This is a genomic window from Enterobacter cloacae complex sp. IR53041 (assembly GCF_049238285.1).
Classification (GTDB): Bacteria; Pseudomonadota; Gammaproteobacteria; order Enterobacterales; family Enterobacteriaceae; genus Enterobacter; species Enterobacter roggenkampii.
Genome location: NZ_JBMKHB010000011.1, coordinates 72,047 through 86,938, shown reverse-complemented (window position 1 = coordinate 86,938; position 14,892 = coordinate 72,047). Strand labels below are relative to the sequence as shown.

Annotated in this window: 12 protein-coding genes; 4 read left to right on the top strand and 8 right to left on the bottom strand. The window is 59.0% G+C overall.

Annotated elements, in window-relative coordinates:
* The first annotated feature begins 8 nt into the window (after positions 1-8).
* The 4 genes from ACOTXF_RS10325 (at position 9) to ACOTXF_RS10310 (ending at position 6,528) form a co-directional block, all read left to right on the top strand.
* Complete coding sequence (locus ACOTXF_RS10325; protein ID WP_234115242.1) at positions 9-2,675, top strand: hybrid sensor histidine kinase/response regulator; 2,667 nt, start codon at positions 9-11, stop codon at positions 2,673-2,675.
* Positions 2,672-4,846 carry a glycoside hydrolase family 2 protein gene (locus ACOTXF_RS10320; protein WP_150319486.1) on the top strand — a complete coding sequence of 725 codons (2,175 nt, stop codon included), beginning with the start codon at positions 2,672-2,674 and terminating at the stop codon, positions 4,844-4,846. The genes ACOTXF_RS10325 and ACOTXF_RS10320 overlap by 4 nt, the downstream gene beginning before the upstream one ends.
* Positions 4,847-4,940: 94 nt before the next feature.
* Positions 4,941-5,228: a VF530 family DNA-binding protein gene (locus ACOTXF_RS10315; RefSeq protein WP_045415848.1), complete on the top strand. Its 288-nt coding sequence runs from the start codon at positions 4,941-4,943 to the stop codon at positions 5,226-5,228.
* Positions 5,229-5,235: 7 nt separating this feature from the next.
* Positions 5,236-6,528, top strand: coding sequence for a glycoside hydrolase family 10 protein (locus ACOTXF_RS10310; protein WP_045415845.1), 1,293 nt, complete (start codon positions 5,236-5,238; stop codon positions 6,526-6,528).
* A gap of 38 nt (positions 6,529-6,566) precedes the next feature.
* On the opposite strand, the gene dsbG is transcribed toward ACOTXF_RS10310, so the two are convergent.
* The 8 genes from dsbG to ACOTXF_RS10270 form a co-directional block, all read right to left on the bottom strand.
* Positions 6,567-7,325 carry a thiol:disulfide interchange protein DsbG gene (gene dsbG / locus ACOTXF_RS10305; RefSeq protein WP_150319484.1) on the bottom strand — a complete coding sequence of 253 codons (759 nt, stop codon included), beginning with the start codon at positions 7,323-7,325 and terminating at the stop codon, positions 6,567-6,569.
* A gap of 41 nt (positions 7,326-7,366) precedes the next feature.
* The gene (locus ACOTXF_RS10300) at positions 7,367-7,978 is read right to left on the bottom strand and encodes a DsbA family protein (protein ID WP_232926910.1); all 612 of its coding nucleotides are present in this window, start codon (positions 7,976-7,978) and stop codon (positions 7,367-7,369) included.
* Positions 7,979-7,985: 7 nt separating this feature from the next.
* Positions 7,986-10,010 carry a protein-disulfide reductase DsbD family protein gene (locus tag ACOTXF_RS10295; protein ID WP_316937437.1) on the bottom strand — a complete coding sequence of 675 codons (2,025 nt, stop codon included), beginning with the start codon at positions 10,008-10,010 and terminating at the stop codon, positions 7,986-7,988.
* 48 nt (positions 10,011-10,058) lie between these two features.
* Positions 10,059-10,430 (bottom strand): hypothetical protein, encoded by a 372-nt coding sequence (locus tag ACOTXF_RS10290; protein ID WP_048963023.1) that lies wholly within the window; start codon positions 10,428-10,430, stop codon positions 10,059-10,061.
* A gap of 87 nt (positions 10,431-10,517) precedes the next feature.
* Entirely contained in the window at positions 10,518-11,078 is a 561-nt protein-coding gene (locus tag ACOTXF_RS10285; protein ID WP_045354144.1) for an RNA polymerase sigma factor, read from the bottom strand.
* 5 nt (positions 11,079-11,083) lie between these two features.
* Positions 11,084-11,503: a hypothetical protein gene (locus ACOTXF_RS10280; protein WP_032674830.1), complete on the bottom strand. Its 420-nt coding sequence runs from the start codon at positions 11,501-11,503 to the stop codon at positions 11,084-11,086.
* Between the two features lie 720 nt (positions 11,504-12,223).
* Positions 12,224-13,774 (bottom strand): methyl-accepting chemotaxis protein, encoded by a 1,551-nt coding sequence (locus ACOTXF_RS10275; RefSeq protein ID WP_021240172.1) that lies wholly within the window; start codon positions 13,772-13,774, stop codon positions 12,224-12,226.
* A gap of 89 nt (positions 13,775-13,863) precedes the next feature.
* Positions 13,864-14,880: a LacI family DNA-binding transcriptional regulator gene (locus ACOTXF_RS10270; protein ID WP_047745640.1), complete on the bottom strand. Its 1,017-nt coding sequence runs from the start codon at positions 14,878-14,880 to the stop codon at positions 13,864-13,866.
* Positions 14,881-14,892: the final 12 nt, after the last annotated feature.

The window sequence follows — 14,892 nt, the reverse complement described above, 5'->3', positions numbered from 1 at the left end:
GGATCACGATGAGCGCATTCACGTACGATCTTAACGCGCTGCCGGCCGCCGTCATGATTTATGACGCCGAGGAACGCCTGCAGGCCTGGAATCACAACGTGGCCCTTTTTTATCCGGTCATTACCCCATGGCTGAAGGTGGGCACAACGCTGGAGTCGCTGGCGGAACGCTTTATCGACGCCGTTTACAACGTCGACCCAGGCCTTCGCCAGACGCTGCGCGAGTCGATCGTGCGCAACTGTCGGCAGGATAAACACTGCGAAGTGCGGCAGGCAGGCCAGCGGCGGATCTTCGTCCAGCACCAGCGCCTTGCGGACGGCGGCATTGTCAGCCTGCACAGCGATGTCACGGAGCTGGATGAAGCGCAGCGGGCGCGTCATCAGCTGCATGACGATTTTCTGCTGACGGCAGAATCCATCCATATCGGGATCTGGGACTGGCAGGTGTCTGGCGACACGCTCCAGGTCAACGATACCCTGCTTGCCATGCTGGGCCAGTCGCGCACCCAGTGGCGATATCCGGTGCGTTTTCTGCTCAATCAGGTCCACGAGAACGACCGCGCTGCGCTGCGCAAGGCGCTGCACGCGTCGAAGCAGGATCATCGTCCGGTCTTTGAATGCGAAATTCGCGTGCATCACCCTACCGAAGGTCTGCGCTGGATGCTGCTCTCCGGCCAGGTGGTCACGCTCTCCATTGAGGGAAACGCCGAGCGCGTGATTGGCACGCTGCAGGATATTACGCGCCGCAAGGAGGCTGAAATTCAGGCGTTCGCCTCGGCCATTGAGGCACAAAAAGCCAATGAGGCAAAAAGCGCGTTCCTGGCGAATATGAGCCATGAAATTCGCACCCCCATGAACGGGATTATCGGCATGACCCAGCTGTGCCTCGATACCTCTCTCAGTGCCGATCAGCGCGATTACCTGACGCTGGTGATGAGTTCTGCCCAGTCTCTGCTGCATATCATCAACGACATTCTCGACTTTTCCCGGATTGAAGCCGGCAAAGTGGAGCTGGAGGCGGAGCCCGTCCCGGTCCGCCCCTTCATTCAGTCGCTTATTCGCCCCCACATGCCGGGGGCGAGCGAAAAAGGCATTGAGCTGCTGGTCGATATTGCGCCCGACGTTCCCGACGTGCTGCTGGTCGACGGCGCGCGGCTACGCCAGATCCTGACCAATCTGCTGGGTAACGCGCTGAAGTTTACCCATCAGGGGGAAGTTATCCTGATTGTTGAGCCCGCGGATAGCGCGGATCGATGGCGTTTCCGGGTGTGCGACAGCGGCATTGGCATACCGGCAGATAAGCAGAAAGCCATCTTTGAAGCCTTCAGCCAGGCGGATAACTCAACCACCCGACGCTATGGTGGTACGGGGCTCGGGCTAACCATCTCTGCGCGACTGGTCGCGGCGATGGGCGGCGAATTAACGGTCTCCAGCGAGCCGGGGAAAGGCAGCGAATTTTCCTTCGTGCTACCGCTTGCGACCCAGGCGCCTGGCCCGGAGGAACGCCGGCATAGCCATCGCTTTAACGGGGAACCCGTGCTGGTGGTTGACGATAACGCGACCAACCTGCGGCTATTGGCCGCCATGCTTAGCCAGATGGGGCTGAAACCCACCTGCGTTAATAACGCCAGCGAGGCCATCAACCGGGTTAAAACCGGAACGGCATGGCCCCTGATCCTGCTGGACGCGCAGATGCCGGATATGGACGGCGTGTCGCTGGCTCTCGAACTTTCGGTGCTGCCGCAGGTTGCTGAGAGCCATATCATCATGCTGAGCTCCATGAGCCGACATTTTGATATCAATATGCTGAAGCGGATCGGTATCCAGAACTACCTGCATAAACCTATCGCCCAGAATGAATTGCATCAGGCGATTGCCGCGGCGTTTGAACGTGCGCCAAAGACGGTGAGTGAAAGCGCGCCCGCGCCCACCGTCGTGCCGGACACAGCCGGGCTCAGGGTCCTGCTTGCGGAAGATAATCTGGTCAACCAGAAGGTCGCCGCGCGCCTGCTTGAGCGGCTCGGACACACCTGTCAGATCGTCGATAATGGCGTCGCACTGCTGGAACGCTGGCGCGCGGGCGTGTGGGACGTTTTGCTGATCGATCTTCAGATGCCAGAGATGGACGGTGAAACCGCCATTCGCCTGCTGCGTGAAGAAGAACGCGCCCGGCCCGGACCGGCGCAGCCCACCGTCGCCATGACGGCACACGCCATGCAGGGGGATAAAGAGCGCTGTCTTCAGATGGGGTTCGACGGCTACATTGCCAAACCCATCAGCCAGGAGCGTCTCGCTGAGGAGATGGCTCGCGTGCTCCCGCGCCACGATGACCCTTCCGCCTTCCCTGATGAAGCACGTCTGCTGAAGCAGTGTGCTGACGACCCTGCTCTGGTTCAGGAGCTGCTGGCCCTGTTTGGCGAAGGGCTGGAGGAGGCCATGAAGGCCATTACCCTGGCTATCGACATCGACGATCGTGAAGCGCTGCGCCGCGCGGCCCACAAGCTGCGAGGAGAAGCCGTCACGCTGGATTTCGGGCGACTCGCCCGTCAGCTGCAGGCGCTGGAGAGCGAGGCGCACACGCTGGAGGGGCAACAGCTTGCGGCGCTAAACCAGCAGCTTCAAAAGGAATCGCTGCGCCTGATGGCGTGGCTCAACGCGCGCGGGGTAAACGCATGATGACTCGCAACTGCGCGCTGCTCGTTGCCCTGTTGACCACCCATACGGTGGCGAACGCTGCGCCGGTCAGCTGGTCTCTGGCCGGAGAATGGCAGGTTCAGGACGCCAATGATAGCGCGCATCCTGCCGCATCAGGCTGGCGCCCGCTTCAGGTCCCCGCCAACTGGTACAGCGCCGGGTACGATCACCAGGGCGCGCTGTGGTACAAGCACGCGTTTTCCCTGCCCGTGCAGCCGCCCGACGTAATGAGCACTCTGGTGTTTGACGGCGTCGACTACCTGGCCGAGGTCACCCTGAACGGCCAGCCGCTCGGCCAGCATGAGGGCTATTTTCAGCGCTTTTCGCTGGATGCCGGTCAAGCGTTACAACGTCACAACCGACTGGTGGTCAGGGTGGACAGCCCTTACGAAGATCCCAATAAGATCTGGCCGCTGCATAAAACGGTCATGAAGGGGATCCTTAACCAGCATGACACGCGTCCCGGCGGGGCCTGGTCGCCGCAAGGACAGGACGCCAACTCGGGCGGCATCTGGGCGCCGGTGAGGCTGCATCTTAGCCGGGGCGCCACCCTTGATGAGACCATCCTGCGGCCAGACTGGTCACAGGGGCTGATGCACCCCGCGCTGAAAGCAGACATTCGCTATCGCGCGCTCGGTCAGGGCACGGCGACCGTGCGGCTCACCGCCACGCCCGCTAACTTCAGCGGCAGGCGCTATCAGGCTGACTTTCCGGTTACCCTCGAAAGCGGCGCCCATTCCGTGCAGCTGACGCTGCCCATGCCGAAGGCAAAACTGTGGTGGCCCGTCGGTACCGGAAAACCCCACCTGTATACCATTCGCGTGACATTGCGGGATGAAAACGGCCTGATGGATACGGCGGTCACCCGAACAGGGCTGCGCAAGATCGTCGAGCAGCCCGACAATAAGGGCTGGCTCATTAACGACAAACGCCTTTTCATTAAGGGCAGTAATTACATCGGTTCCCCCTGGCTCAGCACCATGACGCGAGAAAAATACCGTCGCGATCTTCGTCTGGTGGAAGCCATGAACGCCAACGCCATACGCGTGCACGGACACGTTGCCGGACGTGCGTTGTATGACGTGGCCGATGAGATGGGCATGATGATCTGGCAGGATGTTCCGCTGCAGTGGGGCTACAACAACAGTGCGGCTTTCACGGAAAATGCGGTTCGACAGACGCGGGAGATGATCGAACAGTTCGGCAATTCCCCCGCCATCATCGTCTGGGGCGGGCATAACGAACCGCCGTGGAACTCGCCGTGGATGGAAAAACGCTTCCCGGACTGGAATAAAGATCTGAATCGCGAGCTCACGCAAAAGGTGGCGGATACGCTTGCCGAAGATACCTCGCGCATCGTGCACCGCTTTTCCGCCGTTGAGGAGCATTACTGGGCGGGCTGGTACTTTGGTACCGTACGCGACCTGCTTGCTCCGGCCAAAACGGGGATCATCACCGAGTTCGGCGCGCAGGCGCTTCCCCGCTTATCGACGCTAAAAACCATCATCCCGGCGGCGTCACTCTGGCCCAAAACGACCGCCGCTGACGATCCCGGCTGGACCGTCTGGAAATACCATAATTTTCAGCCGTTCCAGACCTTTAAGTTTGCCGGTATTTCGCGTGGGGACAACATTCAGGCGATGATCCGCAATACTCAGGCGTACCAGTCGCAGCTGGTGGCCACGGCGGCAGAGAGCTACCGTCGACAGCGCTACCAGCCGGTGACGGCCCTGTTCCACTTCATGTTTGTGGAAACCTGGCCCTCCATCAACTGGGGCGTGGTGGACTACCTGCGTAAGCCTAAAGCCGGGTTTTACGCCTTAAAACGCGCCTACCAGCCTGTTTTGCCGTCCATTGAACCCGTCACGGCGCAGTGGCAATCCGGGGCGGCGGCGACCGTGCGTCTGTGGGCCATCAACGACACCTGGAAACCGTGCCGCGAATGCCTTCTGAGCTGGCGCATCACCCAGCGCGATAAGGTGCTGGCAAATGGCACGACGACGATGACGATCGCAGCAGACTCGGGAACGATGGTAAAAGCGGTCACGGCCACGCCCGTGGGCCAGGACGACGTGTCGATTCGGTTTACGATTGAAAACAGCGCGGGAAAAATTGTCGGCGAAAATCAGCGCACGGAGTCCGTCATAAAGTAAGCGAGGGGAAAAGGAAAATTGCCGCTTCCCCTGCTTTCTTGTACCCTTTCAGCGTTTACCCCAATCCCCTAAAAATCGAGACATCCGGACGCCTATGACTGCACATATTTCCAAAGATCCTTTGCATGGCGTAACGCTGGAGATGATGGTCAACGCGCTGGTGGCGAAATATGGCTGGAGCGAGTTGGGTGACCGCATCAAAATTAACTGTTTCAGAAAAGACCCCAGCGTTAAATCGAGCCTGAAATTTCTGCGCCGCACCCCGTGGGCGCGCGCGGAGGTTGAAGCCCTGTATCTGGACTCTCTCAACGATGAGGGAAATACAGCGCAGGCGGCGCCCGCCTTTAATCCCTGGGCCAACAGCAGGATTATCAAGAGCTAATACGCAAATGACGCGACACGTAAAACGGATTGGTGCGCTGGCTGCCTGCGCGCTTTTACTTGTAAGCTGCTCCTCAAAACCATCCAAATCACTGGTTACCCCTCTTCCCACCGTCAGTAAACCGACGCCGCAGGCAAACGCCCCGATGCGCGGCATCTGGCTGGCGACCGTCTCGCGTCTCGACTGGCCGCCGGTGGCCTCGGTGAATGGCCGCAGCGCGGACCAGCGCATCGCGATGCAAAAGCAGGCGCTGATCGCAAAGCTCGACAACCTTAAGCAACTCGGCATCAACACGGTATTTTTCCAGGTGAAGCCGGACAGCACGGCGCTCTGGTCATCCAAAATTTTACCGTGGTCAGATATGCTGACCGGCAACATCGGTGAGTATCCGGGGTACGATCCGCTGCAGTTTATGCTCGATGAAGCGCACAAGCGCGGCATGAAGGTCCATGCCTGGTTTAACCCCTATCGCGTATCGACCAACACCAAACCGTCCACCATCGCCGCCCTGAACCGGACGTCATACCAGACGCCGTCCAGCGTTTATGTCCAGCATCCGGAATGGGTCCGCATCTCGGGTGACCGCTTTGTGCTCGACCCGGGCATTCCGGAGGTGCGCGACTGGATAACCAAAGTGGTCACCGAAGTGGTGGCGAACTACCCGGTAGACGGCGTGCAGTTTGATGATTACTTCTATGCCGAATCGCCGGGATCCGCGCTCAATGACGCGCAGAGCTGGCGGCAGTACGGCCAGGGGTTTGCCTCAAAAGCCGACTGGCGAAGACACAACACGCAGCAGCTGATTGTCCAGGTCTCCCGCGCGATCAAGCAGACAAAACCCAACGTGGAGTTTGGCGTCAGCCCGGCGGGCGTGTGGCGCAACCGCTCCTTTGACCCGGCAGGCTCCGACACCCGCGGCGCCGCGGCCTATGATGAATCCTACGCCGATACGCGTCAGTGGGTGCAGCAGGGCCTGCTGGACTACATCGCGCCGCAGATTTACTGGCCCTTCTCCCGGGATGCCGCACGCTACGACGTGCTGACCAGATGGTGGGCCGACGTGGTGAAGCCGACCCACACTCGCCTGTATATCGGCATTGCGTTCTACAAGGTTGGCGAGCCGTCGAAAAAAGAGCCGGACTGGACGGTTCAGGGCGGCGTGCCGGAGCTGAAAAAGCAGCTCGATCTCAACGATTCGCTGCCCAACGTCAACGGCACCATCCTGTTCCGGGAAGATTATCTGAACCAGCCGCAGACCCAGCAGGCGGTAAACTATCTCCGTGGACGCTGGGGTAGCTAAGTAACGATCAGGCAGAAACGCCCGTTTCTGCCTGTTTTTTACGGCTTCGGCCCGAACATCGCCTCGAGCTGCTGCGCATCCGGCATCCCCACCACCTGCTGCAGCTCATTTTCCGCATTCAGATAGTAAATTGCCGGCGTGGCGTTTGCGCCCAGACTGTCCATCAGCGCCTGATGTTTTTGCAGGATCGCTACCGTTTCGCTGGAAGCCTCGCCTTCAGGCTTGGGTAATTTTTTACCGCCGGAGAGCTCATACTCGCGCCAGGCCGAAACCGGATCTTTCGCATTCAGGATCGCAGAGGCGTTACGCCCGCTGTTGGGGTTAAGAAACGCCACCAGCAGCGTGTTGATCTGAACCTTGCCCGCCTTCACCCACGGCTGCGCTTCGGCCCAGAACTGCTTGCAGTATGGGCAGAACGGATCGGCGAAGACAAAGACCTTGCGCGGGGCGTTATCCGCCCCTTCCTTCAGGGGATGCGCCGCGTTGAGGTTTTTCCACATCTCGCGTCCCATCGGGGCATAGATCTCTTTCTGGAAGTAGCCCTCGCTGAGGTTCTTCCCTTTGTCATCATAAAGATAACCTGAGATCACGTGCTTGCCGTCCGGCGTAAGAAAGAGCGTCACGCCCATATCCTGATACTGCCCCAGCCAGGCTGGCGCCCCGCCCGGCGCATCCAGCTTCTTGATGATTTTAATGTTCTGCTGCTCGCTGAAGTGCTTCACCACATCCGGTATGGCTTCAGCCGCCTGTACCAGCCCTGACGTCGCCAGCGCCGAAAGTAACAGTAATTTTCTCATTTCCCTCTCCGGTTTATCGGGGGCATTTCGCCCCCTTCAGGTTAGCGGTTTTTCAGTGCTTCACTGACCATTTCGTCGAATTGTTCGAACGGCACCCAGCCGGGAAGCAGCCCCTCGCCGATAAGCGTGGCGGGCGTGCCCTGGATCCCCATTTTTTCCGCCACAATGAGGCTGCGCCTGATCGTCAGAGAACTCTCCTCGTCCGGCGTCGTCACGCTCACGCCCGCCCGCTTTTGCGCCTCCTGAATGCTGGCGTCATCGTGGTACCCCTTTTTCGCCATCAGGGTGTGGTTCAGCTTCATAAACTTCTCAGGATGCGCACGCCAGACGGTTAACGCGTCTCGTGCGGCGGTCAGCGAACTTTCCGAGCGGAAAGGTAAAAACTTAAAGACCACCGCCACGTCCGGGTGTTTTTCGACAATCTTCTCCAGGTACGGATCGAATTTTTTACAGTACGGGCAGTTGTAGTCGGTAAACACCACCAGGGTGAGCTTTGGGTTTTTCGCGCCGATGCGCGGGGAGTTTGGATCGTTAAACAGGAAATCAGCTATCGTCTTCTGCACGCGCTGCTCCTGGTCCGGCGTCAGCGGCTGCGCGGCGAATACCTGAAGCGGGGCCAGCAGGAGCAGAAGCGTAATAAAGAATTTTTTCATGACACAGTTAGCCTTTTGCGTTGTTCAGGGTGGTGACCAGGGTGCGCTTGTCCAGCAGCGGCGAGAGGATTTCGCCATCAGGCAGGCCGGGGCCATACACCGCGTTAAACGGAATGGCGTAGCGGTTTCGCTTCGCCAGAAAATCCGCGATAAACGCGGACGGCTGGCTCCAGTCCCCGCGCAGGGCCACCACGTCCGGCTGGCGCAGCGCGGCAATCACGTCCGGCTGACTGAGTACGCGGTGCTCGTTAACTTTGCACGTCACGCACCAGTCCGCGGAGATATCCACAAACACCCGTTTCCCCTGCGCCAGCGCGTTCTCGATAGCCTCTTCACTGAGCGGCTGCCACGGGATAGTCTGCGCAACGCTTTGTGCCGGAGCGTCAGGCGGCGCGTTAAGCAGACCGCGCACCTGATACCCGCCGAACGCCGACAGCGCGATGACCACCACCCAGAAAAGCGGCGAAGATTTTTGCCCCTTTAGCGCAAACAGCACCAGCGCGACGACAGTCAGCCACAGAATCACGATCTGGCTGACCGCCTCGCCCAGATGCACGCTCAACAGCGTCGCCAGCCAGAGGCTGGAGGCCAGCATCATCATGCCGAGGATGACCCTGAGCGTGTTCATCCAGCGGCCGGGTTTCGGCAGCAGCATGGCCGCTTTCGGCACCATGGCGACAAACAGCCACGGCAGGCTCATGCCCACGCCGAGCATCAGGAAGATCAGCCACAGGGCGTGCAGCGGCGCGCCAAGGGCAAAGGCGACCGCGGTACCGAGGAACGGCGCGGAGCACGGCGTTGCCAGCAGCGTGGCGAACATCCCTTCGCAGAAGCTGCCGCCAATCCCCGATCCCCCTGCCGTCGCCAGCCGTCCTGCGGCGGCAGAAGGCAGCAGCATTTCAAACGCCCCAAACAGGTTCAGCGCAAACAGGAAGGTCACGGCAACCATCAGGCCGATAAACCACGGGTTCTGGAACTGAATGCCCCCCCCCAGCGACGCTCCGGCCAGCTTCAGCGCGGTGACCATCCCGGCCAGCAGCATGAAGGAGGTGAGGATCCCGGCGCTGGTGGCCAGAAAGCGCAGCCGGATGGCACGCCTGTCCGATCCCGCCTGCAGGATGCTGTTAAGCTTCATGCCCATTACCGGCAGCAGGCAGGGCATCAGGTTGAGGATCAGCCCGCCTAATAGCGCAAAGAGCACCATTTTTCCCGTCCCGTCCGGCACGGAGGTCTCTTCGGGCGTTGTCCCAACGCGCATGGTGGTTTGCTGCGCCCGATCGCCGTTGGTCAGCACAAACGACAGCCTCTTGCCTGCCAGCGAGGCGGGTTTGTCTCCCCATTCGTCGGTCACGGGCACCGTCACCCGAAGCGCAGTGCCGTCGTGTTTAATGACCGGCTCGCCGGGCAGAATATCGCCCTCCAGCGGGTCAAAGTAGATCCCCGGATTGTCCCATTTCCCGTCCGTGGTGCCGGTAATCACCAGATTGCCGTCGGAAAGCCAGGCGGACAGATGGGAAGACACGCCCGACGTGCCGGGCACGGCGCGCATCGCTTGCTCGAAGGCGCTGCGGAAGCCCTCATCCACCGGCTGGGTAAAATCGAGGTGCAGAGGGTAGTCCATCAGCAGACACACGTTGCTGCACGTGGAGAGCGTGAGCGTCCCGTCGAGCGTGTCGCCCTTCACCCCGTCGAGAACGATCGGGATAGTGACCTTATCGTGATAGCCCTGCGTCGTCATGCCGGAGATATCGAAACGCGACGGTACCGGCCAGGACCAGCTGTCCGTTACGCCTTCCGGCCAGCTGATTTTCGGGGCCACGCCGCCCTCGCCCGGCGATCGCCAGTAGGTTTTCCAGCCGGGCTTTAGCTCAACGGTGAGCAGACCCTTAATGTGCGTTTGCTCCCTCTCCGCCTGAAAGCGGATGCGGGCGTGATCGTTTTGTGGGGAGACCAGCCAGCCGGTGTCCGCCGCATGGACAATGCCGATGCAGGACAGCCACAGGAAGACGAATCCCCTGAAGAGGTTAACCATGTTGTACTCCGTGAACAGTGAAAAATTATCGTGTGAGGACGATGTTTTTCATTCACGGAAAACGCAGTTTTTCAGGTGTATTCGGGGAGGCGGTGCCTGAACGGGCTGTTCCGCGGGAGCCAGTGCCCGCCCTTGCGTCAACAGCTGCAGCAGCGCGAAGAAGATAATAATGGCCGGTAATGCACCGTCGAAGAACAGCGGCTGGGCGCAAAGCAGCGAGTGCGCGCCGAGCTGACACGGCGACGGGCCGGGTTGTTCAGTGTTGCTGGATTGAGTCGGGGCATCTGCACTCAGCGAAATCTGCGGATCCAGTCCCTGTAAAAAATGGTTGAGCATCACCGCCCGCTGCACGAGGCAAAGCGCCATCGCGAGACAGGTGATAATCAAAAGCCATTTTCCGAGGAGCTGACGGTTGCGCATAAGATTCCAGAGTGACAAGACGCCCCGATCATAAACGATAGTGATGAATCTACAAGTGCCGGAAGTGTAAGGTTTTGTCTGTCGCCGCTATTCGCCCGTCAGCGCGTCATAGACGTCCCGCAGCCGCGTGCGCAGAAACAGCACCGCCTTGTGCTTGCGGGATAACAGCGCCTGTTCGCTGGCGCCGGTCTCCTCTGCCAGCATTTTAATGCTGTAGCCGTGGAGCTCGGTCTTTTCAAATACCTCCCGCTGCGGCGGCGGGAGTTCTGACAGCGCCTGCCCCAGCTCTTCCCACAGCAGCGTTTTGAGGTACTCCTCCTCCGGCGTGTGCGGTACGCCAAACAGGGTTTCGGCCAGCTCGTCTTCCGGAAAACCGTCGTCGTCTTCGCCCGTAAAATAGCCGGAGAGCGACACCTCGCGCTTTTTACGCGCCCGGTCGGTCATCTCGTTACGCGCCGCGCGGAACAGCCAGGCGGCGACGTTTTCGACCGGCTGCTCCACTTTCATCAGCTGATACGTCACTTCCTGCAAAATGTCGTCGGCATCATCGCGAACGGACGTCCGTCCGCGAATGAAGGCTTTCAGCCGGGCGCGGCAGGCATTGAGCGCCGACATCAGCATGGATCCGCCCGCCTCCCCGGCTTTCATCTCGCTCACTCCGCGTCCGGCGCTTTTGGCGTAGCGTCATCGCGCTTATCGTCACGATGACCGTGCCAGCCGCAGTGACCGCGTCCGTGGCGACCGAACCCTTCGCGGCGCTGCTGAATAAACGCCTCACGCTGTTCGGGCGTCATGTTCATCCAGCGCTCGTGCATCCGGCGGTGCGCGCCAAACATCCCGGGGCGGAACCCCAGCCCGCCAAACAGAATGCGGCTCAGCACCAGAATGCCCAGCGCCTGCCAGAAGCCGATGGCCTTCACGCCCAGGATCGCCGGGAGCAAGGCGTTCCACAGGGACATCACCAGCAGGCCGAGCACGATGAAAATCACCGCACCGATGATTAAACCTTTGCCCATACGGTGGCGACCGAATCCGCGCCCGTGACCTCTGCCGTGCATTTCAAAATCTCTCATGGTGTTTACCTCGTTTACCGTAACTGATTATGGCGTGTGATGAGGTAGACGGATGAGGGAGGGAAATATTGCTGGGGGGAATGAAAATTTTTGTGCTGACGGTTTTGGACTCATAGCGGTAACGGCTGGCGGGTGCTATGAGTCGCTCGAAAGCAAATCATCTCGTACGAAGAATTCGCTTAACCAATGCAATAGCAATGACGGCCAGTATGATTGATAACAATGCCAGGAAGATGAGTTTGTAAATGGCGCAACGCTTTACTCAAAGGCTCAGGTAGCAACATCTGCGGCTAATCGACTCAAATTTCAGGATCCGCAGTACTACCAGGCACTTTATAAAGAAAATATCGAGATGTTATACTTCTTAATCGAACCACAAATGTCTGAAATCATTTATCAGGTAAACTCTGGGGATAATAACGAGCAAGTGATAGGCGACGCCTTGTACGAGATACTGCGGAAATGAAACAAGCAATTTTATGGCTTTTGAAGTCGTTTTTTTATCTGGTTCCTGCGTTGCTTATTGTAATTGGAATATATCTGTTTGTACGGTTTATACCGGGGCATGCTGCTTTACTCAGCGTCGTTTGGGTGATTGTTATTTCTGTTATATATGTGAAATACAATAAGTGGTACTGAAACAAATTCAAAGAGTAAGCAGGCAAGACTTTATGTATGACAGTAATATAAAAGGCTCCCTGAGGAGCCTCCTTAATACCATCAAGCCTGCACCGGCAAACTAAAACTCGAAATACTCCGCGAAAGCTGCTGCGCCTGCTCTTCCAGCGAGGCCGCTGCCGCAGCGGACTGCTGCACCAGTGCGGCGTTCTGCTGCGTCACGCCGTCCATCTCGGTCACCGCCTGCCCGACCTGGCCGATCCCGCGGCTCTGCTCTTCGGAGGCGACGGAGATCTGCTCCATCAGCGTATTCACTTTATTCACCGACGAAATAATTGAGTCAATCACTTCGCCCGAGCGGCTCACCAGCTCCGCACCGTTTTTCACGCTGGAAACCGACTGGGCAATCAGGCTTTCGATGTCTTTCGCCGCCACCGCGCTTTTCTGCGCCAGAGTGCGCACTTCGCTGGCCACGACCGCAAAGCCGCGTCCCTGGGTACCGGCGCGCGCCGCTTCAACCGCCGCGTTCAGCGCCAGGATGTTGGTCTGGAAGGCAATGCTGTTAATCACGCTGGTGATGTCTTCAATACGCTTCGAGTTCGCCGCGATGGTATTCATCGTGTCGATAACTTCACGGGTTACCGCTTCACCGGTGTGGGCATTTTTCACCGCGTCCTGCACCAGCTTCCCGGCCTGATACACATTGTCGGTATTGTTCGCCACCGTCGCGCTCAGCTCTTCCATGCTCGCTGCCGTCTGGGTCAACGCGGAAGCCTGCTGCTCGGTGCGAGACGCCAGGTCGATATTCCCGGAGGCAATCTCCTGGGCGGCGTGCGTCACGGTATGACTCGCATCGCGCACCTGGGCGATGGTCGCCAGCAGCGCCTGACGCATCTGCTCCATCGAGCCCATCAGATGGTCGATTTCGTTGCCTGTACTCCCCTTCACCGGCACCGGAATGTCCAGCTTACCTGCCGCAATCTGGCTGCAGTGCTCGCGCGCCAGGTTGATCGGCGCAAAGACAAAGCGCTTCATCAGCAGGCTAACGGCGATAATCACCACCACAAACAGGCTGGCGATAGCAGCAACGATCGCCAGGCCGGAGACGAAGCTACTGCTCGCATCTTCGTTCAGGCTTTTGGCGTATTTCTGGTGGACGGAAAGCACCTGGTCGAGAACAATCTCGTACTGGCGGTCGAGGCGGGAGACTTCCGGGATCAGCGCGTTAAATTTGGCGACATCGTGCGCCTCGGCGGCGTCGATGAGCGGCGCCAGCCCCTGGTTGCGGTAGTTTTGCCAGGCGTCCTGATAGGCAGTCACCAGCGGCGCTTCATCGCTCAGACGCGGCGACGCCATAAAGGCCGCAAAGGCGTGGTCCGCTTTGGTCAGCGCCTCTTTCACGGCGGTCAGCTTTGCAGCGCCGTCCGCCGCGTTGCCCGCTTCCACCATCTTCACATACTCCATCACCCGCACGCGCAGCGTACGGCTGTGGTTGATGGGGTCAATAATGGACAGCACAACCTGGATCTCTTTGTTGACGTTATCCAGGGAATTATTACTTTTAATGATGATGCCAACGCTGGTTACGGTGCTGATAACAAAGAAGAAAAGCAGCGAGAACAGGACAATCAGGGACGACTTTTTCAACGACATAAACCAATACCTCAAGGAGAATTATTCCTTATGGTTATCGGCCATTCCAAAACTTAAATTAATTAAAGTTATTGAAGTATCGAACCGGGCTATTTCGCTGACTTATAGCGTCGCTGCAGGGTGGCATTGAGCTTGCGCTGCAACGGCTGCGGCGTCTCGCCCTCGATTAATTTGCTAATCAAATCAAAGCAGTGCCACGCCAGTTGGCGGTTATCCTGACGAATGGTATCCACCGGGATCGTCAGCGAATCGTAGAGATAGTGATCGTCAAAACTGGCTAACCTGATATCGCTTTGCAGCAGGTTATGCTGGCCCATATAGCGCAGCACCCCTTCCAGCAGCCCGCAGGCGGCGGCGAAGAGCGCTTTCGGCGGACGCCCCAGGCGGGCGCAGAGTTCAGCAAACATCTCGTAACCGGAGCTCGGGTGATAGTTGCCGTGAATGATCCACTCGGGGCGCAGCGCCACGTCGGCCTCTCGCAGACCTTGCTTAAAGCCTTCAAGACGATCGCGCGTCGGGGATAAACGGGGCTGGCCGCCGAGGAAGTAGAACTCATCAGGATGCTGGCGCGCAATGTCCGCCACCAGTTCGGTCGTCGGGGTGATGGAATCGGTGATCACCAGCGGCAGCGCGCTGTCGTTGATGTGACGGTCAAACAGAACCACCGGCAGCTGCTCGCTCAGCTTATGGTAGTCCGCGTCGTTGAGCATGCTGGAGGCCACAATCAGCCCGTCCACCTGACGCGCCACCATGTTGTTCACCACCACCGTCTCCTGCCCCGGGTTTTCATCGCTGCAGGAAATCAGCAGCTGCACGCCCGCCTCGCGGCACAGCGTTTCCAGCTCGTGCGAAAAGACGGCAAAACCGTAGTTGGTGATCTCCGGGACCACCAGACCAATGGTGTGGCTGCGGTTATCGCGCAGCGACCGGGCGTGAATGCTGGGCTGATAGTGGTGCTCTTTTGCAATTGCCAGCACGCGCTCGCGCGTCTCCTCCGCCACGCGAAGCTCTTTGCTGCGGCCGTTCAGGACCAGGCTGGCGGTGGCTTTTGACACACCCGCCAGCTCCGCGATGTCTTTAATGGTGACGCGTTTTGTTTTTCTCACAACGACTTAGAT